Annotated in this window: 6 protein-coding genes; all 6 read left to right on the forward strand. The window is 63.5% G+C overall.

The window, feature by feature from the left end; all coding sequences use genetic code 11:
* Positions 1-24 precede the first annotated feature (24 nt).
* From ACR0E6_RS07025 to ACR0E6_RS07050, 6 genes are read left to right on the forward strand one after another with little or no spacing between them, the layout of a single operon-like run.
* Positions 25-1,170 carry a hypothetical protein gene (locus ACR0E6_RS07025; RefSeq protein ID WP_480581873.1) on the forward strand — a complete coding sequence of 382 codons (1,146 nt, stop codon included), beginning with the start codon at positions 25-27 and terminating at the stop codon, positions 1,168-1,170.
* The gene (locus tag ACR0E6_RS07030) at positions 1,167-10,937 is read left to right on the forward strand and encodes a DUF6603 domain-containing protein (RefSeq protein WP_480581876.1); all 9,771 of its coding nucleotides are present in this window, start codon (positions 1,167-1,169) and stop codon (positions 10,935-10,937) included. The genes ACR0E6_RS07025 and ACR0E6_RS07030 overlap by 4 nt, the downstream gene beginning before the upstream one ends.
* 2 nt (positions 10,938-10,939) lie before the next feature.
* Positions 10,940-13,042 carry a hypothetical protein gene (locus ACR0E6_RS07035; protein WP_480581878.1) on the forward strand — a complete coding sequence of 701 codons (2,103 nt, stop codon included), beginning with the start codon at positions 10,940-10,942 and terminating at the stop codon, positions 13,040-13,042.
* Positions 13,039-14,085, forward strand: a complete 1,047-nt coding sequence (locus tag ACR0E6_RS07040) for a hypothetical protein (RefSeq protein WP_480581881.1) — start codon at positions 13,039-13,041, stop codon at positions 14,083-14,085. Before ACR0E6_RS07035 ends, ACR0E6_RS07040 begins: the two co-directional genes overlap by 4 nt.
* Before the next feature lie 3 nt (positions 14,086-14,088).
* A complete protein-coding gene (locus ACR0E6_RS07045) occupies positions 14,089-17,931 on the forward strand; it encodes a hypothetical protein (RefSeq protein WP_480581884.1) in 3,843 nt (1,280 codons plus the stop codon).
* Positions 17,931-21,392, forward strand: a complete 3,462-nt coding sequence (locus ACR0E6_RS07050) for a hypothetical protein (protein WP_480581887.1) — start codon at positions 17,931-17,933, stop codon at positions 21,390-21,392. The genes ACR0E6_RS07045 and ACR0E6_RS07050 overlap by 1 nt, the downstream gene beginning before the upstream one ends.
* The last annotated feature ends 11 nt before the right edge of the window (positions 21,393-21,403 follow it).

A 21,403-nucleotide genomic window follows, 5' to 3' on the forward strand; every position in this document is an offset into this window, starting at 1 on the left:
TCGCTGCGCCTTGAAGGTACGCCCATGAGACCGCCAAGGGGGTCCGGCAGGGACCCGTTCGACGACGACAATGACAATGGCCGCTCGGGCGGGCTGCGCCGCCGCATCGAACGGCTTGTCACCGAACGGTCGGTTCCCGACCAGATCCGCAAACGTGTCACCAACGCGCTGCAAGATCTGGAACGCGTAGAGTTGGGCGGTCGAAATCTGGGCGATCTGATCCTGTCGCGCGATGATGTGGACAATGACACCGATGAAGAAAAGCAAAGCGATGTAAGCGCCGTTCAGTCAGCGCGTTTGCAGCGGGCCATCGGGCGCGCTTTGGGGGATACCGTGCTGTCCGATCTGGACCGTGATCGCCTGAGGAACGCAACCGATCAAATCGCCCAGATCGATTTGGGTGATGGCCGCACCATCGGCGATTTCATTCTCGACATAGACGATATCCGTCCACCCGGCGGCGGAAAGGTTGATATTCCCACCGGAGACCTGAAGATCGATGTCGGCGTTCTGGACAAGTTCGTCGAGGCCGAGCTTTACCGGCCAGAAACCCGTGGGCAGGGATTGAGTTCCGTAATTGACGGCGCGCTGGCCAATATCCGCGACACCTCGCCCAACCTGCTGCCCAATCGGCCATTGAAGGTCGGCCGCCCCGGAGCCACGCTGCCACTGGCCGCGCCTGCGCTGGGAAATCTGGTTCGGCTGGCTGCCGCACAGAACTTTGCCGATCCAACATCTGAACCCGACCCGGATACGGCTTCGGAGCCTGTGATCTGGGATGACGGCACAAATGAGTTGTTGGTCTATCCCGACAAGGTCGAAACCGAACTGGACGATGGCATTGTGCGGGTCACGGTGCCTGTCGAAACTGATGCGGGCAGCGCCAAGATGGTCGTGCCCTTCGCCGTGGGCAGCGAAAAGCGCGTGACGGGGCTGATAGCAGCCGCACCCGACCGCCCATTGGGCGATCCCCTGATCGCCGAAATCTGGGGCGAGGCGTTGATCGCTTTTGCCTACAAGGCCCTGCTGGAGGTCGCTGACAACATCGCGGGCGCGTCGGGTCGAGACGTCTTTAATGACCGGCTTATCGCGCAAGGTTTGGCAGTTCGGGATGGTGCCTTGGTCGTGCAATCGCAAGCCGCATTCCGTTATCGGAGGGACAAGCCGTGAACGCGTTCTCACCCGGTGATTTTGGCGAACTGTCCTCTCTGCTTCAGGCGTTGGGTCTGTCGAACGCCGAAGGTGAGTTCAACGCCGATTGGATCACGGGGCCCGAGGATTATCTGGCCAGCATCCTTGCCGATGATGACCAGCGCGCCGCGCTGCTGGACTTTGTCGCGACGGTTCGCGAAGGCGAGATTGAGACGGACGCAGATGGGCGGCAATGGATCGAGCTGTTCTCGGAACAGGTTCAGGCCGGATTGGATGTCGCGTTTTTCGTGGTGGTCGATGACCAGCCGGCGGGTCAGGTAAACCTGTTCCTTGGCATCCGCATGATCACAAGCGGCGCGCTGGCGGACAGCACGTCATCGCTGATGTTCCCGCTGTTTCGCGCGGCCAAAACCAACGGCCCTGCCCCTGCCGACGCGTTTCTGGCCGGTCAGGAAGGCGGCCATATTGCGCTGTCGTCCGAGATTACTGTCGGGCCGCCACCACAACCGGGCGAGGCCGGGCTGGCACGTGTTGGTGTCCGGATCGCCTTGCCAACAGCGGCGGGTGATGGCGCGCCGGATGTGGCCCTGTCCCTGGGCGGTCTGCAATTGCCCGGCGAACAGGCCCCGCGGTATCTGGTTCTGTCGCTCACCGATCCCGACGCGCTGCAGGATACGGCCACAGAGCTGATCCTGTCGCTTCTCGAAGCGCAACTGCGAGGCGGCGGAGGAGACGAGGTTCGCGCCCTTGCAACGGCACTGGGCCTTGGCGGCGCGCCCGAGATCCCGGCCATTCCCGCCTCGGACTTGCTGGACCGGGGTCTGGACGCCGTCGCGGACTGGATCGCTGACGTCCTTGGCAATGCACCATCGCGCGCCCGCTGGCTTGAGGCTTTGGCCGATATTCTGGGGTCCGGGGCCGCGGCGGACCAAACCGGCATCGACCTGCCGCTGGGCGGCGGAACCGTTCGCATCGGCTTCATGGCCGAGCCCGGAGCCACGGCGCGGCCCAAGGTCACTGTTTCTCTGGGCTTCGGCTTGACCAGCGGCACTGCCGAGGCGCGTTTTGCCGCCGACATCCTGCAATTGGATCTGGGCACTGCAGATGCAATTGCCGTGCCCGCACTTGAAGCATCGCTGCGCTTCGATCTGTCGGGTCTGGCCATGCCCGACGTATCGATCGAGCGTCTTATCCTTGGCCTGACGCTGAACGAAGATCGGCGTCCCGATGTTGTGGTTGCGGTCGAAAACGCCGTGATTTCCCAAACCACGCACCCCCGCTTGGATCTGACCAACCCGGATGCTTTGGCGGCGGCCGCAGCACAGGCCGTGACCGACATCCTGACCGAGCTGTTGTCCAATCTTGGCCCCGGCGCGGAACTCATCGGCGTTGCATTGGGCTGGCGGGCCCCCACCGGCGCAGGGTCCGGGTTCCCGACGCTGGATCCGATCACCTTTCTGGGCGATCCAATCGCCCGCCTGCGCGACCATTGGCTGACAATCCTGGAAGACCACACCAGCGACGTCACGGCGGTGCTGCAAAGCCTGCGGACGCTGTTGACCGGAGCGGCCGACGTCACCGGCACGGGCACCGAGGTCGATCCATGGCGGCTGTCGATCCGGCCCGGCATCTATGTGGCCATCTGGCGGACAGACACCGGTGCGCTGGCGCTTGGTCTGGGCTGGATGACGCGAGTGGACGATCTGGGCGACCGCTGCACCGTGCTCGAGATGCGCGGGCGTCTGGCTTTGGTGTCGATCAACCTGTCCTCGGGCGCGACGGCCTTTGTGCCGTCTGTCGATATTGCCGCGACCGGGCGTCCGCGCGGTGGTGGCCGGATGCAAACCGGGGCTGGCGGGCTGTCGGCTGAGGTTGATCACCTTGGCTTTGTGGCATCATGGGCCGCTCAGCCGGGGCTTTCATTCAGGTTTGACGCACCCAACCCCACGATTTCAGTCGAAGGAATTGAGATCCCGCTGGACCTGCCCGATCTGACCAGCGACATCGACGTCGATCTGATCACGCCCGAGCAATGGGATGGCATCGAACGGCTGCTTGGCCTGCTGGCCGAGCGCAGCGGAAACGCATTCCTGCTGGCCATTATCGACTGCCTCGGCTGGCGGCGCGAGCGGCGGGTGTTCGGCGAACCCGATCCCAACCGCCTGCAGCTTGCCGCCCTTGTCTCGGAACCCGCTGACGCGCTGCGGGACTGGCTGGGCAAGTTGCTGTCCGACCCGATTTCGCGCATCGCCCCCAGATTGGAGGTTTTCGCCGCCACATTGGAAACACCCAGCGGGCGCGTGTCCGGTGCCGGTACGCTTGGGGATCCGTGGCGTATCGAGCTGCCCGGTATTGAAAACGGCCCCGGCCTGGCCGCATGGCGGATGCCCGAACGCTCGGAACCTGCGCCGGACCGGTTTGATTCCCTGCCCCTGCGCAGATGGCGTCCGGGTAACACAGGGCTTGAGGCAGGCGCGCTGGCTTTGGCCTTGCAAAGTGAATTGCCCGCCGCGCTGAACGGGTTTGGCACCGCAGAATTTCAGGTCGGGCTGGACGCCCTGACGACCGAATGGACCCTAAGTGATGGCATGGTGCGGCCGCCGGCCAACGCCCCCACCGGGACGGTTCTGCACATCATTGAAAACGCGGACGCGGACAGCCTGATCTCGCTTGCCGATGCCGAGCCCTATCTGGGTGCCGCACCGCCCGTTCTCTTCGTCGTCAGAACGCTGTCCGAGAATGCCCCGCCACCTGCGGATACAACGGCTGCTCGGCGCATCGATCTGCGCATCAGCGACCGCGAACCAACGGCCTTTCCGCAGGTTCCGGCGGATGCCAGCGGCACCTGGACGATATTGCTGGCTCCGCGCCCGGACACACCGGAAGGCGGGGCAGCCGGGCAAGCCGCGCGCCTTGCACATGCTCTGGCACCGGCATCGAATATTGCCGATGCCGCCGTCTTGGCGGACCGGGCGGCGGGTCACGCGGCGTGGCTTGCGCTGAACGGTATGGCGGCTGGGCCGGACCGGTTGCTGATTGCCGGTCTTGCGGGGGCGAGTATCGATCCCCTTTCGTCCGAAGCATCCGAGGCGCTGAGCCGTTTGGACGAGCTGTTGCCCCCCATCGATCCGGCAGAGCCTGACGATCCTGATCTGGCACTGGGCCGACAATTGATCGGTCAACGGCGCAATGGCCGCCCCCTGTCCGAACTCGCGCCGCCCGCCGGTTGGACCGGCGCGGTGCGTGCGGGCCTTGAAATCCATCTTTTGCACGGCGTGATCCAGCGCGATGTGATCCAGCGCGCGATGACGGCCGTCACGGCCGCCGGGCTCAGCACTTACGCGGTGGGCCGTGCCGCACGATCCAGCGCCAAACGTATCGAGGCGGCAGGGCTTGGCGTCTACCTGCCCGTTGGTGAAGCCCCGGCAAACGGCACCATCGGCTTCGAAGGTCGTGCCATGGCCGAGCTGTTGTCGACCGGTCTCGACCGCGATGGCCTCTCGGTGCCGCTAATCACCGCCCGCCTTGCCAGCAAGGTTGTGGTTTCGGGCCGGATCACCCGAGGAAATGGCTGGTTGATCGGCGGTCCGGACAGCGACGATGCCGTTGCCCCCCTCGCGCTTCGGTCCATCGAAGTATCGGCCTGCGTCGGTACGGGCGGCACATCCGAGCCCGAAACGGATGGCATAGAACTTATCTTCCACGGTGTTCGGATACTGGGCGAAAGCCACGCCCGGCTGGCGATCACCCCCGACAGCCTCAGCGATCCGGGCCTCGCCAGCGCGGCCCCGACAGCCCCCGGCATACGCGAGTTGCTGGCTGAAATCGTTGCCGAAGCCTCGATCACACCTGCGGCAGGCATGGCCGAACTGCTCGACCTGCTACGAGCGACCGGCATTCTTGGCGCAGACGATGCCTTTGATCCGCTGTCCCTGTCGCATTGGATCGACGACCCAACCGCGCAGCTTCAGGTCGCGTTGGGCGACCCCAGCCTTGGCGCGGACCTGTTGGCGTTGGTGCAGTCCTTCGTGGCAGGCACCGGCAGCGGAATTTCATTCGACAGCGCTCAGAACCGGCTAAACGTCTCGCTCAGCGGCAGCGCCGATGACCTGATCTTTGGTCAGTGGTCGCTTGAGGCCAGCCTTGGCGCGTCCGGCCTTTTGTCAGGTGCGTTGGAGTTTGGGGTTCCCGATGGCCTTGGCCTACAGGTGGGCTTCGCGCCCTTCTCGGCGCAGATCACCCTGCCCGGCGGGCTACCTGACATTCCCGCATCAATGCCGTTGTGGCCCGATCCGAACTTCGTGACCCATCTGCGGGCTGTGCCTCCGATCCTGTCCGCACTTGCGCTTTCCCGGCTGCTGGAAGGCTTGCGCAGTTTCGATCCCGCCGTGACGCCTATTGTGGATGCAGGGCTTGCAGCCTTTGGCCTGAACACCGAGCCGGTTCGGGTGCCTCCGATCCTGTTCACCAATCCCGGCGTTTGGCTTAGCCAGGCGGATGTGCTGGGCGGCCCGGGTGGTGGCGTACGCGCGGCGCGGGTAATTGCCGTCATGGATGCGCTGCGGCCATTGATTGGCGTGGGCGGCGGATCCGGCATCTGGACGCTGTCGCAGGGCGTCGATCTGGTTGCACGAGACGCCGGCGGCCTGGTGCTGGAATTCCAGATCGATCCCAGCGCCTTCCTTCCCGACGGCGACATTGCCTTTGGCGGAGCCTTTGGTCTGCGCTTTCCAACCTCAGGCGGGCAGACGCGGCCAGAGGTATCGTTCTTTGCCGGTTTGCCAGGCGGAACCCCCGGTACACGCGCGGTCCACCTGTCGGTCTCTGGCGACGTTGTGCGCTTGCTGCTGCGACCCGATACCGGTGCCGACATCGAAATTTATCCCGGCCCACCCGACCTGACCAGCCTGCTGACAACGGCCCTGGTCGCGGCATTGCCGCAGGCTTTGGACGCCATTGTGGATACCGGCACCGATGTCGGGGATGTGGTGGCCGATATTGGCGACGCCCTCGCGCTGCGCGTCGCGGGCAGCTTTGACGCGGGTGAGCTGGCTGACTGGGCCGCTGATCCGCAAGGCAGTCTGGCCGCCCGATGGCCGACGCTTTTGTCCAGCGGGTTGGCACAACTGGGTCCGGTTCTGCCAACCGGGGTTTCGGTTGCTGGCACAGCAAGCGGGCTGCGCGTGACCGTCGCCAATGCAGGCACACCCGGTTCATCGGTATCGGTGGAACTGTTCACGGCACCTTTGGCGGTCGAGTTTGCCGCCGACCTGACGGCCATTCCTTTCGTAGAAGACATCGACGTGCTTGTCCGCGTCGATACTGGCGGTCTGGCCCGTCTGAATACCACCATAGGCCCCGCCGAGATACCGGTCGCCGACGGATTTGTCCTGCGCCCGATTGTCGAAATGGACGTCGGCAGTAGCGTCGCAACCCCCGAGATCAGCACGGGCCTGTCCTTCGATCCGGCTGCAAATCAGGTGCTGCGTCTGACCTACGACTTCCAGACACAGCAGTTCCGACTGGGCGTTGGCGCGGACACCCCAGCCGAAATCGCCGCCGCGCTGATGCATCTGGCGGTGGAACTTGTCGGTGGGTTTGTCCTTGGCCTTGAAGAGGTTGACGCGTTGCTCGATCTGCCTGTCGGATCAAGCGATGTGCGCGGCATTTTGGGCGGTGTTATCCTGACGCCCGGCGGTGCGTTGGACGCGGACTTCTTCCGCGTTCTGCCGGGTGACGGCGAAGACATCGAGGCGCTTCTGCTGACCAAGCTGGACCGGCTGCTGACCCTGATCGAAAACATCGCCGATGCCGGGCCAAGCGTGCGCGTCGGTGGCGAGGTGGATATCGGCATCGCCCGCGTCGGAAACTCCATCGGCCTGTCGCTGGCCATCGCCAACAGGTTCGAGATCGTCGGCGGAGACATTGCGATCTGGCTGGAGAATGACAGCCGCTGGATCAACGGGGATGTGGATCCCGGCCTTCAGATCGGATTGCTCAGCACAAGTGGCGGGCTGGATTTCGCCCCGACGCTGGCCGTAAACGGGATCGGGATCAGGATCGGGCGCAGCAACGCTCCGCTTGTGAAATCCCCCATCGCGCTGGGATCAATTGCGATACACGCCTTTGCACGCGTCGAGACTGGCGAGGTTCTGGGCGGTGCTCAGGTCGAACTTGCCGAAGTTGGGGCGGCCGTCGGCGGCGGGTCCGGCGACAATGCGGTGGCCTCTGGCCTGCTGAGCGAAACCAATGACGGCGACGCCGCCCTTGCCCCTGCGTTCAGCCCGGCGCTGTCGGTCCAAACCTTGTCCGGTGGCGGTTTCCGTTTCGGGTTCCGCGCAGGCGAAGGATCGGGGCCTTGGTGGCTGCCGATTCGCAAGGGCTTTGGCCCGCTTTATGTCGATCAGATCGGTCTGGGTGCGCAATCGGATGAAACCGACGGGCTGCAATCCATTTCGCTGCTGTTTGATGGTTCGGTCACGATTGCGGGGCTGGCGGCCAGTGTTGATGATCTGGAACTGATTTACAGAACGGATCGGGGTGGCCTGCTGGACAGCGCATCCTGGGGCGTCGATCTGGCCGGGCTGGGTATCTCAGCCGATCTGTCCGGGATCAGCCTTGCCGGTGGATTGCGCAAATTCGGTGAAACGCCGGATATCGAATATGTCGGCATGATCGCCGCGCGGTTCGCGGTTTACGGCCTGTCGATCTATGGCGGCTACGCCTCCACCTCGGACGATCAGGGGCGCTATACCGCCTTCTTCGCGGTCGGGTCTTTCCTTGGTCCAATCGGCGGAGCCCCAGCTTTCTTCCTGACCGGGATCGGCGGCGGCTTTGGCATCAACCGCGATTTGGTCCCACCCACGGATCTGGGCGATTTCGGAGATTTCGTTCTGATTCAGGCACTTGACCCTGCGGCAGACTTGCCCACGGACGTCATTGCCTACCTTGAGGAAGTGCGCAACACATTCCCCGCCATTCGCGGCAAGTTCTGGTTCGCTGCAGGGATCAGCTTTACTTCCTTTGCGCTGGTCGACGGGATCGCCGTTGTCGCCGTCGAATTCGGTAACGGGTTCGAGTTGTCGATCTTTGGCCTGGCCCGGATGGCGCTTCCCAGACCGCAATTCGCGCTTGTTTCTATCGAGCTCGGCCTGCTGGCGCGGTTCTCGACCGAAGAGGGTGTGATCTGGATTCAGGCGCAGCTGACCGACAATTCCTGGCTACTGCACCCCAGCGCGCGCCTGACCGGCGGCTTTGCCTATGTCAGCTGGTTCAAGGGGCCGAACAGGGGGCAATTTGTCCTGACGCTGGGCGGTTATCACCCGAATTTCGACGCCGAAGGCTATCCGGTTGTTCCCCGGCTTGGATATAACTGGTCGGTTTCCTCGAACATCGTCATCAAGGCCGAGAACTACTTTGCTCTGACCTCCGAGGCGATCATGGGCGGCGGATTGTTCGAAGCCTCGGCCAAATTCGGGCCAGTGTTCGCGTCTCTGGGCTGGGGCGGCAACGCCATCGTCTACTTCGATCCCTTCCGCTACGAGGCCGACGCCTATGCACGGATTTCGGCGGGTATCCGGATCAAGACGTGGTTCGGAACGATCAAACTGTCCTTCACGCTCAGCGCTGAAATTCAGGTCGCCGGGCCGGAGTTCCATGGCAAGGCACGGATCAAGATCGGGCCCATCGACGTCACGGTCAAATTCGGCAAACAGGGCGATCCGCCGATCCAGTACATCTCGTGGGTGGACTTCTCGGCCAAGTATCTGGAACTGGCAAATGGCAATCTGGCCGAGGCACTGTCCGGCATCGCCGGGCGCGGTGCACTGCCGCCCGCCAGCAATGACGGCGAACCGCCCGGTACCGCCGACGGGTCCGAGGCCAATCCGTTCGACGTCATGAGCGAGTTTGAGCTGTCGCTGACCAGTACCATTCCGCTGACCCGGATCATCCGGCCGGGCCGCGCTCCGATCGAGCGTGATCCCACGTCCACGCTGGGGGTGGCCCCGGTCAACCTGATCGTTTCCGAAATCACTTTGTCGCTGCAACTGCGCCGCCTTGACCGCCCGAATGACGAGCGGCTGGATGATCTGGACAAGATCAAGATGACCACCCGCAACACCGGCGCATTCCCGGTCGGTGTCTGGGGCCCGCCACAAGGATTGGACGACAAGAAAGTGCCAAAGGGCAAGGTGATCGGCGCGACCGAAGGCGTGGACCTGCGTTTTGAGCCCGAGTTCTTCAACCGCCGCCCGGATGCCTCCACCGGCGGTGTGGCGTTCAATCAGGTCGAATCCGATCTGCGCAAACCTCTGCCATTGCGGGATGTGGGGCAGTTCTTCATCGCGGTGGCGATACTGGCCACCGAACATCGCACGTTGCTGAGTTCAATCAACGACCTTCAGATGGCGCAGCTCTCGGCAGAATTTCAGCAAGATCAACGCCTGCGCGTCGGCGCAACCGGGGCCCGTGCCTTTGACCGCAGCCGCCGGACACCGATGCGGGTTGGTCTGCTGACCGAACGCATCGTCAGTGACGCGGCCCCCGGTGCCAAACGCGAAGTGCTGCGGACGCCGCCCGAACGCCGCCCGATCCGCTTTGGCACGCCCCGGCTGCGCGGGCAGTTGGCGCTGCCCAACGTGTCACTGGGCGAGGCTGGTGGCGCACTGGCCGCGCGTGTCACCCGCGTTCCGGCCGACCGGGCGCGCCGTGCGAAACGTGTCCGCCCGCCTGTGCTGGATGAGGTTCTGGCCGCACGTCAGGATCGGGCACCTGCCCTGCTGTTGCGTGCCGCGTCGGCCGGTGCGCAGGTCGGACGCACGGTTGTCGCTGAACAGCGCGTTCCGCTGACATTGGCGGCTGGTGTTCAGGCGTCCTCAAGCGCGACGCGCGCCTCTGGCGCGACCCGAGACCGGCTGGCAGCTACCGCACTTATGGCTGGCGCGAAACCGCCACGGGGGGCGCATACGGACAACATCAAACCCACAGGGCTGGCCCCCGGAGAAATCGCTGTTTTCGATCTGCCGGGCGCTGCCCGCTCGCCCCGGTTTGAAACAAGCGGTGTGGTCGCGCTGAACGGTCCTGCCCGTATTGTCGCCATCGGTCTGGACGGGCGCGTCCTGTCGGACAGCGCCGGTGACGCGCGGCGGGTCAAACTGCCCAAGGGAACCGCCGCCTATGCCGTCGTGTCCGGTGACGACGGGGCCGCCGCCCCGGAATTCGCCGGGTGGACCGAATCCGAGTCGGTTGCCTATTTCGCGCGGTCACTGGCCCTGTGTCGGGGCGGCTTCCTCTATGCCGAAGGTGCAAGCCGCGTGCGCGGCGGACGGGCTGGTGGCACCGGCTGGTTCCGGGCATCGTACCTGACGGATCAGTCTGCCTTGGTCGAAACCCGCTTTGACCGGCCCGCCACATCCGTCGCCCTGTTGCTGGAAGGTGAGGTTGTCGCAGAGGATCTGGAATCCCTCGCAGTTTCCGTGCGCGGGGCCGAGGTGCTGGACGACAAGCCCATCCTCGCCCCGTTCGATGGCAAAACCCTGGTCGTTTACGCGCTGAAACCGCAGGACGACGCAGGCTTTGCGGTTCGGGTCGCCGGGCTGGTCCCCGGTCGTCTGGATGGGGTCATCGCGGCACAGCTTCAACCGGACCGCCTTGTCACCCGCTTGCTGAACGAAAGCGTATCGCTCTCGGTCGGTCTGCTGCGCGGCAAGGGCGCACGGCTGACGTTCAAATGGAGTCCCCCGGCGGATGTCACGCCGCGGCAGGACGAATACCAGGAGTTCTAGCAATGGTCGCACGTGGTCGTTTCTTTCTTTACGACAGCATCGTTCCTGCCCTCGAAGCAGGACGGTACAGGCTGCGCGGCGATCTGGATATCGAAGCCACGGAAGATGGCGATGCGGCCTCGAACCTCGGGGTACGCCCGTTGGAGACCCATATCAACGTCACCGCGCCACGGCTGAAACTGCCGCCGGATCAAGCGCTTATGACGTTTCCGCCTGCGAATTCCGAAGGCGCTTATGAATCCCGCCTGCCGCAGATCGTCCTGAAAAAGAAAACCCTGCCATGGGATCGAAAGGCGGCGCAGGATGGCACCATGTTCGGCGATCAGGAGGTGACTGAGCGTACGCCATGGCTCGCCCTTGTCATCATCGCCGAGGGCGAAGGCCAGATCGAACATGACATTCCATGGCAAGACTGCGTGACCGAAGGGGTCGATCTGCCCGGTGACAAGGATGTGCCGACCGCCACCCGGCTTTCGGTTGCCGCATCCGTGGTCAGGCGCGTGTTCCCAACCGTCGAAGATCTGCCGCTGCTGACCCATGTGCGAGAGGTGAATATAGACGACACCGAGGCCGCGATGGGCGATGATGACGGCTTCCTTGCGGTGGTCATTGCCAACAGGATACCGCAGTTCGATCGGGTGAATTGCCGACCCAAGGCCTATACCGCCTGTCTGGTGAACCTTGAGGGGCAACTGGGTGCCCTGCCCGCCCCGCTGCCGCCCAGACCGTTTTTCGATATCTCCGATCTGGTGTTCAGCGACGAACTTGCGGTGGTCAACAACGCCATCGAGACCGGGGCGGCGATCACGCCTCAGATCGATGGTGAGATCAGGGATCTCGACACCACGGACGGCAACGCGATGGCCGAAGCCATCCGTCGGGGTGAGGTGGTGTTTCATGACGGAACCATGATCGACCGGGCGGGGACAACCAATGGTGGCCTGGCCAATCTTGGGCCGATCTCCGGCGCTGCGTTACTGGACGGAGACTTTGCAACCCTGTCCTCCAACCAAAGCACAACCTTCAAACTGCAAGGCGTGTTTGACGGGTTTTCAATCCCGGTCGACAAGGTGTTTCAGGACCAGATCTTGCGCTTTCCGGTTTTGACCTCGTGGCGGTTCACCTGCAGCGGTGCGGGCAGTTTCGAACAGTTGATGAAAAACCTCGATGTGGGGTTGCTGGGTCGCCGCACCGGCAGCGGGTTCGCCCGCCCGCTGGCCGATTGCACGCCAGACACAGGCGGCGACAGCTCTGGCCCAGCTCCGGCCTCCCGCCTGCCGCTGGAGGTGGCGGAAAGCGGGCATCTATCCCTGCCCTACAGAACCCGCGTCGGCGATGGTGAAAGCGCGTGGTACCGGGGGCCGTTCTCACCCGTTCGGCTGCAACGTGATTTGCCCGGCACCTCGGGTCGAACACTGGCACATGTCAGCGACCACCTGCGGACGATGACCCCCGGGGGTGAAGAGGATGTCTCGCTTGCCGTGGCCTTTGAAACCGGGCGTCTTCTGGCCCTGTCGCAGCCATCGTTCATCGCCGCGCTCAAACGGTGGCGGGCGGAACGGTTTGGTGCGGCACGGGCCAAGGCTGGGATCGACTTCGCGATCAATGACCAGCTGGGGCTTGCAGCGGTCGCGGTGCCAAATCCAAACGTCTTCGACACGCTGCTGAAAGCCCGCTTTGCCCGAGAGCTTGAGGCCAGTCTGATCCAAACCGTCAGCATCAACCCCGAAACCAGCGTCGCCGCCCTGCGCCCGCGCGTGGATATCGGCAACCCTGTCCCCGAGTTGGACGACGACCCCACCCGCATTCTGGCCGAAGGTCTGCAACTGGACCGGGCCGTCGTCGGCGCCTTGCTACGGCAGCCCGATGACGAGGGCGCGCTGGCCCAACTTATGGAGCAATCGCCAACGGTTGCAGGGGCCACCATTCAGCCGGATGCAGAGATCGCGGCGCGGCTTGTCGATACGCTGGATTCCGGCGTGCGGCAGCTTGCACAGTTTGCTGTTGGTCCCGACGCGCTTGAGGCAGGCGATCTGAATCAGGTGCAGGACTTTGACAATCTTGGCGATTTTCTCGCCGACCGTATCGAAAGGACCCGCAGATGAAGCTGTCAGACAAGCTTGGGTATGAACAACTGCACGCGGCCCTGAACCTCGATCTGTTTCTTGCGGCCCCTGATGGAGAAACCGTGGCGACGGACAGTGTACTGACCTTTCTGGCGCGGCTGCGCATGCTGGAAGGCGTGCCCTTTAACACTCTGGTACCGGATTCCGATCTTCTGCCGGTCGAATCGATACGGTTCTTCTATCTCGACAGGGCCTGGACGGACGCGCTGGTGCAGGGCGCACTGAGCGTCGGAACCGCGAATTCGCTGGAACGTGCGCAATTGGAACGGCTGTATCCGCAGATCGAGGAAGAAATAGACGAAGCGGAACGCCGTGTCCGCTCACCCGGGTCCGAGCCGAACCTGACCGGATCCGCCGGGATCGTGACCGGGTTCCTGATGCGCTCGGCCGCCGTGGCGGGCTGGCCGGGGATGCACATCCGCGCCTATGACGCGGAACCGGTGGACAATGATGAAGACATCGTGCCGGAGTCTCATCCCGACCGGATCAAGCTGCTGCGGCTCGAACGACTGGCCCCGTCGGTGCTGTTGGCGCTGTTCGACGGCATTCCCAATGTCATCCATATCGAAGAACCCCGGCAGGGTCTTCAGTTTGGCGTCCGGCTGGATGAACAATCCAGCGGGCGCTGGCGGGCCTTTGTGCCCGCACGGGACGTGCGGACCGCCGGATATGTGGATGATGATGGCGTTGCAGTTGAACCGGATGACGATGACCCCACCGCCCTGTCGGCCCTGGCAGCCCAAATCCCGGTCCGCTTTCGCCCCGGGTCCGCCGGGGTGCTTGATCTGTCGAACACCGCCCGCGCTTTTGCCGATGCCGAGGGCACCGGTATGACAGACCCCAATCCCGGCACGGAAATCGACGGGGCCGAGTTTGCGATGCAGATGATCCGCTTCCCCTACCGTCAGGTCTTTGCACAGACCACCACGACCGTTGTCATTCAGGATGCGGCCTTTACGCCGAACCTGGCCGTCACGCCCGATTACGCCGAAATCCTTCGCCACCGCCTGGACGAGAGCTGAGCCATGGCCAACCCGATTGATCCGCAGCTGATGCAAGCCATCCTCGCCCGTCCGGGCTGGTCGATGGCCGTTGAACTGGGCGACACGGCGGTGTCCCGCCTCGACCGGTTCGCAACGCCGCCACCGCCGCCACCCGCGCTGATCGTTCCGGTGGATGTCCGCGCGCTTTACGTGCCGGTCAATCATGACGAAGACTATGTAAGGCTTCCGATGGAGCTTGGCGGACCGGCCAGCGATACGGATGAACCCGCCCCGCCCTTCTCGGATCCGCAACCCCGGGACCCCGGCATACACATTCACTGGGCGCTGCCCGATGGGTTGTTGCGCGGTGATCTTGAGGACGACGAGGATAGCCCGCTTTCCCTGCGTCCACTGCCGAACCGTTGGCTGGTGGTGCGGATGACCGGCCCCGAAAACACACGCACCGTTGATCTGCGCGCCTGGGTTGTGGCATCAGAAACAAGCCGGGTCTACGATCTGGAAGATTACCCCGATGGCGACAGCGCAGGCGACGGCGATCAGTTGGAACCCGGCGAGTTGGACGGGGTCGTGGGCGGCTCGCCAAGCTGGACGGCGGGGTATGACTCGACACGCAACCGGTTCGGGTTTCACGACCCGCTGACGGATTTGAACCCGAACCAGATCATTACGCGCCTTGCCTCATACGTGATCATTGGCTGGTGGTCCGAACGGGCGTCGGACCCGCTGGCGAAAAGCTTCTGGCCCTTTGCCGTCTCGCGCACGCTGGACGAGCTTGGCTGGACCGCGTCCCCGGCCCCGTATGAAGGTGCAATCTCACAACCGGTTCAATCCGGTTTGGCGGGCTTTGCGCAGACCCAGTTCCGCGCATCCTCCTCTACGGTGACCGACAGTTTCGACACACCGGTCGAGGCCGTCTCGGCCCGTGGCCTGCGGGTCACCGATACGCGCACCGCATTGTCACTGTCCAGCGCGCAGGCTGCATTGGCCAGCGGGTACGAACCGCTTGTCTTCGATGCAGTGGCAATGTCGCTGGTGACCATGCACTACGATACTGTTCTGCATGGCCGGGTCATGGGGGTTCGTATCACCGGGCCGGTTGGCCGCGATTTGGCCCCTCGCCCGCCTGCCATTGGAATTGCGCTTGGGCCGACCCTTGAACGATTGATCGCCGCACAAGTGGCCGACAGTTTCGGGCTGACCGACGGCGAGGAACGGGAATACACCGAAAGCCTGCTGACCGCCGTCGCCAATGGGGCCATTCGCCGCTTGGGCGAACAGGACGGCATCATCGCGCTGGACGAAGCCGAACATGGCGACGGATTTGAATCCTTCCGTGGTCGCGAAGTCTATGAGGACGTGATTGTCGAGCGGCGGCAGACCGACATCAAGGCCGGGCGGCCCGTGCGCACAAAGATCGCCACGCTTGCCTCAAAGCCGCCGCCAAAGGCGGACGTGATGTGGCTTGGCACCAAATCCGGGTCCAAAAAGGCCGATCTGAACGAACTGCGCCGCACGGCAAAGCTGGAAACCGACAAGCGGTTCCGCACCCAGCCCGACGACGAAGGCCCAACCGTCCGGCGCATTCGCCGCCCCGCGCCCCGCTATCATCGCGCGGTGCCTCCGGTTGTTGGGTTGCGCGATTTTGGACGCTCGAACCGGTTTGACGACTGGCGTTTCACCGAAGACAGACGTTTGCGCTGCCATTGGGCGCGTGAGTTGCCAATCGCCTTCGGTCGCCGATTTGAAGCGCGCGATTATGTACCCGCGCTGCCCAACCTGTCCAACTTGCCGGGCCAGACCCGCCGGATATTGGAACACAGCTTCCTGTTCGACATCTACATGCTGGCCTGGATGCTGCAAGCCATCGAGCAAACTTCGGAACCGGCAGAGGCCCCGGCGGTGCAAACCCGCGTGCGGGCCGAAATGGCGCTGCGGTTCTCGCCCGAGGGCAGCTATGACGGCACGCCGCCACTGGCCGCGAATACCACACCGATGGCGCGGGCGACGCTGAGCGACGAGTTGCTTAGGTTCTCGCTTGCCGAAGGGCGCGAGCCCAGCCCGGTTGGAATAACCATGTGGTCCCAACCCTGGGTGCCGGTCTGGCTGGAATGGGAGGCGCGTCTGGAAACCGGCCAGGATTTTGACGGCTGGAAACTGGGCCGGATTGAATTCGAAGGGGCCTCTGACGTTGGCGGGCAATCCCTTAACATCCTCGGCCGTTCGCCCATTACCGATGGTCTGCACGATGCGTGGACCAGCCTGATTTCCGACTATCTGGACGCCGAAAACCAGCGCGACGAGGATGAGGTTGGCGAGATTTCCGAGGCGCATGAGGCGCGCCTTGCGCAGCTCAGGACCTATCTGGATCTTGCGGATCTGGGGTCGGTCACGCTGGATCAGGTGGGTGACCTGTGGCTGGGCCTCGAACCCCAACCCGACGGGCAAGAGCGTGACGTGCCCGAAGCAGTCGCCGATAACATTCGGGCGGTCGGGCTTCCCCGTCTGATCGCAAGTGGCCGCCTGAGCCTTGTCCGGGCGCGGATCGTCGATTGTTTCGGGCGGTTCCGCGACCTCAACACGCAGCGGTTGGTGCGCCCACACGCGCTGTCCAGCACGGATGCCGAGGATCGCCCGGCCCTTGAACTGCCACCTCGGTTGTCGCTGCCCGGTCGGCTGATGTTCCGCTTTGTCGATCCGGCGGACACATCTGATGAACCCGCCGAAGCCCGTCTGAACCAGGCGAACCCGTCTCAGGGGATCAGCCCCATCGCGGGCTATATCCTGCCGGATTTCATCGACGAGTCGCTTGAGATGTTCGATGCGCAAGGCAACCCGCTGGGCGAGATTCTGCAGGACCCGGTCGCCGGTGGTCTGGTCTGGGAAGGCGCTGTTGGCCGCCCCGGACCGGCTGTTAACGACCCCGAAGTAGGCCTGCCCCCGGCGGCGCAGGTGCTGGGCCGGATCGCGCGTGGGATGATCGACGCCGATGCCTTGCGTACGCAAGACCCTGAGACCGCAGAAGACGAAAGCGCGCTGTCGGCCTTCCTGCGCGCGGTTGATACAACGATGTGGGGTGTGGACGAGGCGCAGGTACAGGCCGGAGCCACGATTGCCGGGCTGGTCGGACGCCCGGTCGCCGTGGTGCGGGCGACGCTGTGGCTGGATATCCCAACCGACCTTTCGCAGATTGATGCCTTTGGCGAAACAGCCGAAGGATTGTCCCAACTGCTTGACAACGAAGGCGTATTCGAAGCGATCAAAGCGCGCGCCTTCGAGATTGCGCTGGGTGAGGTCGCCAAGGGCTATGACGGGCTTTACGGCTATTTCGTCGGCGACGATTTCCGCCGCTTCCGCCTGATCGAAAAGTCCGTCAGCAAGGCTGCGCCCGCTGCCGGGTTGGGGTTTGGGTTCCGCGCCATTCTGGGCTCGGCCACACTGGCGGAACCGTCGCCGCTGACCTCGCCCTACATCGAGCCGGGCGGGCGTATCTTCACCCATTCGGGGCAGAAAGTGCAGTTGACTTTGCTGATGAACCCCGCCGCGCGGGTGCATGCGACATCCGGGATTTTGCCGAGAAAGTCATTGGAATTGCTGCGTGATTGGGTGGCTCCGGGGCTTGAAAAGATTGCCCCGTCAGCGCGGATCGGCCCGGTTCTGATCGATCCCGACAAGGTGCGCCTGCCGAAGATCGCGGCCTTCGGCAAAGACCAGCGGTGGACGCGCCGCAACAGCCCAATCACCTGGCGCGACGATCCCATTCTGGCGGCAACGCAGGCTGCCATCCTGCCGGACGGCCCGGTTTCGGTTGAAGAAGGCTGGATACGGATCGGGGCCAGCGACGACAGCGAGGAAGGAGGCACCTGATGGTACGCTATGACTGGCCACGCGATCTGAGGAAACCGCCCGAAACCCTCGCTGGTCGGGCCGAGACCAACGCAGCGCGCGCCAATGGAACGGCTATCGGAGGGGATCTGGGTAATCTCGCAGCATTGGGCGAAGTGATCGAAGGGGCCTTTGACGAAGAACGCCAATGGATGCCGCTGGGCCCCTTCATTCTGCGCAACGGTCAGGCGGACGGCGACCCAGTGGTTGCAGGGCGCATTCGCGATATTCAGGTGCATCCAAACGGCCACCGTGCCTATGCCGGGGCGGCCAATGGCGGTGTCTGGTACACCGACGATGCCGGGGAAAGCTGGGCACCGCTGGGCAGTTGGGTCCTGGCCGCAGCCACAAGCCGGGACGATCTTGTACTGACCGTCGGCGCATTACTGGTCGAGTGGGGAGAAGACGGCGGAGGTGCCGACGACCCCGCCTTGGACGCGGTTTATGTGGGAACCGGCGAGCTTAACCCATATTTCTCACTCGGTCCCGGGGGCAAACATGCGGGGATCGGGGTACTTCGTCTGAATGGAACGGTCGAGCAGGCTGTATCGCTAGTCGGGGTCAACCCGTGGCAGCGCGAAGGCGGCGAGGAGCTTATCGGCGCGGGAATCTACCGTCTGGCCCGTGACCCCGGAACCCCTCTCGCCCCTGACCTGGCAAATGAGGCGACCCTTCTGGCTGCCACATCCCGTGGTCTGTTCATGCGCCAAGGCCGTTTTGTCGAAGACCAAAGCTGGACATTTGTCGACTTCACGGATGGTGAGTTCACCGAAGTTGACGATGGGGCCTGTACCGATTTGCTTTGGACCGATCAGGGCCTGTTTGTCGCGCTGATGGGGGCGGACGAGGATCTGGATGGCATCTGGCTTTCGACCGGAGGGCCGACCGGCACGTTCCAACGCATCGCGCTGCCGGACCATGATACCGGCACACGCCTTAGCCTTGCGGCCTCCCCTAATGAAGCAAGGCGAATTTACGTTGCCGGGCTGAAAGAATCCAACGTGGCGGACAAGAGAGGCCTTGGCCAGGGGTGGCTGATCGATCTGTCACACACCCCTGCCGGAGTGTCCGGAACGCCCGTCGCAGCGGTGTCGATCGATGACTGGCCCGTGGGTGTCTATACGTCCTCGGTCACTCAGGACGGGACCGATTATGTGATCGAAAGTGACCAATCACATTATGACCAGTGCATCACGGTTGTGGACAATGGTTCGGGCGACGATGTCGTCTTCATCGGCGGTCAGGGAATGAACAGCAACGCGCTGATTTTCCGTCTGCCAATCACGGGCACCGCTGCGGCAAACGATCTGTCCGCCGGGTTCACCGCCGCCAACCAGACGACAGCCGATACCGACCCGACCTTTGCCGGCCGTGGCATCCATGCAGATGTTCACGCCCTGCGTCCGGCGAATAACACGCTTTGGGTTTCGTGCGATGGCGGTGTCTTTACCCGGCCACTCACGGCGGGTGGCTCGGGGACGTCGCGCAATGTCGGTCTGCCGACATTGGAACCGGGCTACATACAATCCCACCCAACGCTTGACGGCCACCTGATTGCGGGTTTGCAAGACAATGGGTTTATCGAACGCATTGGCGGCAGTTTCTGGGACCAGATTTATGGCAGCGACGGGGGTGGATGCGCCTATCACCCAACGCGACCGCATATGGTGGTCAAGCAGACCTTCAATGCAGACTGGGATTTCATCCCCGCCCGCCAGCCACGCGGACCCGCTGTCCGGCATGCATGGAATCGAAAATGGGATTCCGAAAAGGCAGAAAACGGCCGGGCCAGTTTCTACTCCAACCCGCTGGTCCTGCCGGGGGAAACAGACGACACAGCACGGGTGTTCATAGGGACCGACCGGATCTGGATGACCAACGACTGGTACGGGCATCGCCTGCGAACGGATTGGATGAGTTGGGTGACACTTCCATCTGCCACCGATCCCCATTCGGCCCGCAGCACCACCGAGCCAGGCCGGGATTCGCGGAACCGCGTCTTTCGCGACCAGCTCCGTTTTGAAACCCTCAGCGACAAGGTCGTCGCATTGGATGCACTGGTCGAGGGCGAACCGCCCGATTTTGAAGGCACCAGCATCGCGGTGCTGTGCGAACGCACGGTCCGGATATTCACGTTCGAGGGAAACAACCCCAGCTGGACCGGGCGCAGGGCCGCCATCATCAGCGGCAACCGGCCCAGCAACAAAAAGGCCGAAGGCGATGAGCCTGATCCGTTTCTGGACTACCTTCCCTACTTTTCCGGAACCTCGTGGACTGCCATCGCAAGACACACAGATACGACGCTGTATGTCACAACCTCGGGCCGGACGCGCCGCGACGGGGATGGTGATCTGATCACGGATCCGAACTTCGATACTCTGTGGTGGTATAACGGCGACGGTCGATGGTATCCAACCGGGCTGCATTCAACCGAGCCGGACGTGGCAACCGGCACCAGCGGCACCCCTGCCTCGGCCCATGCGGTGCTTGTGGACCCAGACAACCCGGATGTGGTCTGGGTCGGCACGCGGGTTGGTGTTTTCGAAGGACAGATCGACCAGTCCGGGGCGCATCCGAGCTGGACCTGGCGGCCTATCATGGACGGCTTGCCCCAGACGCTGGTCGAAGACCTGTCTCTGTTCCGGTCCGGCGACCGGCGGTATCTGCGCGCGGCCCTTGTGTCTTTGGGCGTTTGGGAACGTGACGTGTCCGACACCCCGCATTCGGTCGGGCGCAGCTATATCCGGACCTTTGAGTTCGATACCGGGCGCGGCGATCTGCCAGACCCGGCCTGGGCCCCGCGAACGGACCCGTCCAATCCCAGCAACCGCCCTCTGGTCACGCATAACAGCCCGGATATTCTGTTCGTCGACACTCCGCCGATTGAGGTGCTTCTGAACGCAAACGAAGTCAATTTCGCAGCCGCACGGAGCCTTAACCTGGCAACCGCATCAAATGGCTTCAGCGCTTTTGTGCAGGTTCACCATCGGCACGTAACCCCCTTACCTGCAGCAGATATTCAGATAAACTTGTTCTACCTGAGTTTCGCGCGCGGCCTTGGGCTTGACGACATTGAGGTCAGCGACAATCTACGCAACGCAATTTCTGCGGGCGTGACCGGAACGAACGCCCAGCGCGATTTTGCGATACCAGATCCCGGTCTTCACCTTCGCTTCCTGCGCAGGGCGAACCCCGAAAACCCATTGTTCAGCCGCAAGACCGGTATAGCCCATTTCGACACGGTCGATCTAACACGCGCCGCTGGCGAGGCACCACGGGACAGGGTTGCCCTTATCGCCGTACTTGATCCTGCAAACCGGCCCTTTGACGTTGCAGAGATTTCGCCCCGCTCGGGGGAAACCACTGTGACGCTGGATCAGGTGATGCGCCGTTCGGCCTATCTGGCCGCCCGGGCCTTCAATCGGTTCGACCCAAGCCCCTGAGGTTCAGCCGT

Source organism: Ruegeria sp. AP12 (genome assembly GCF_056540025.1).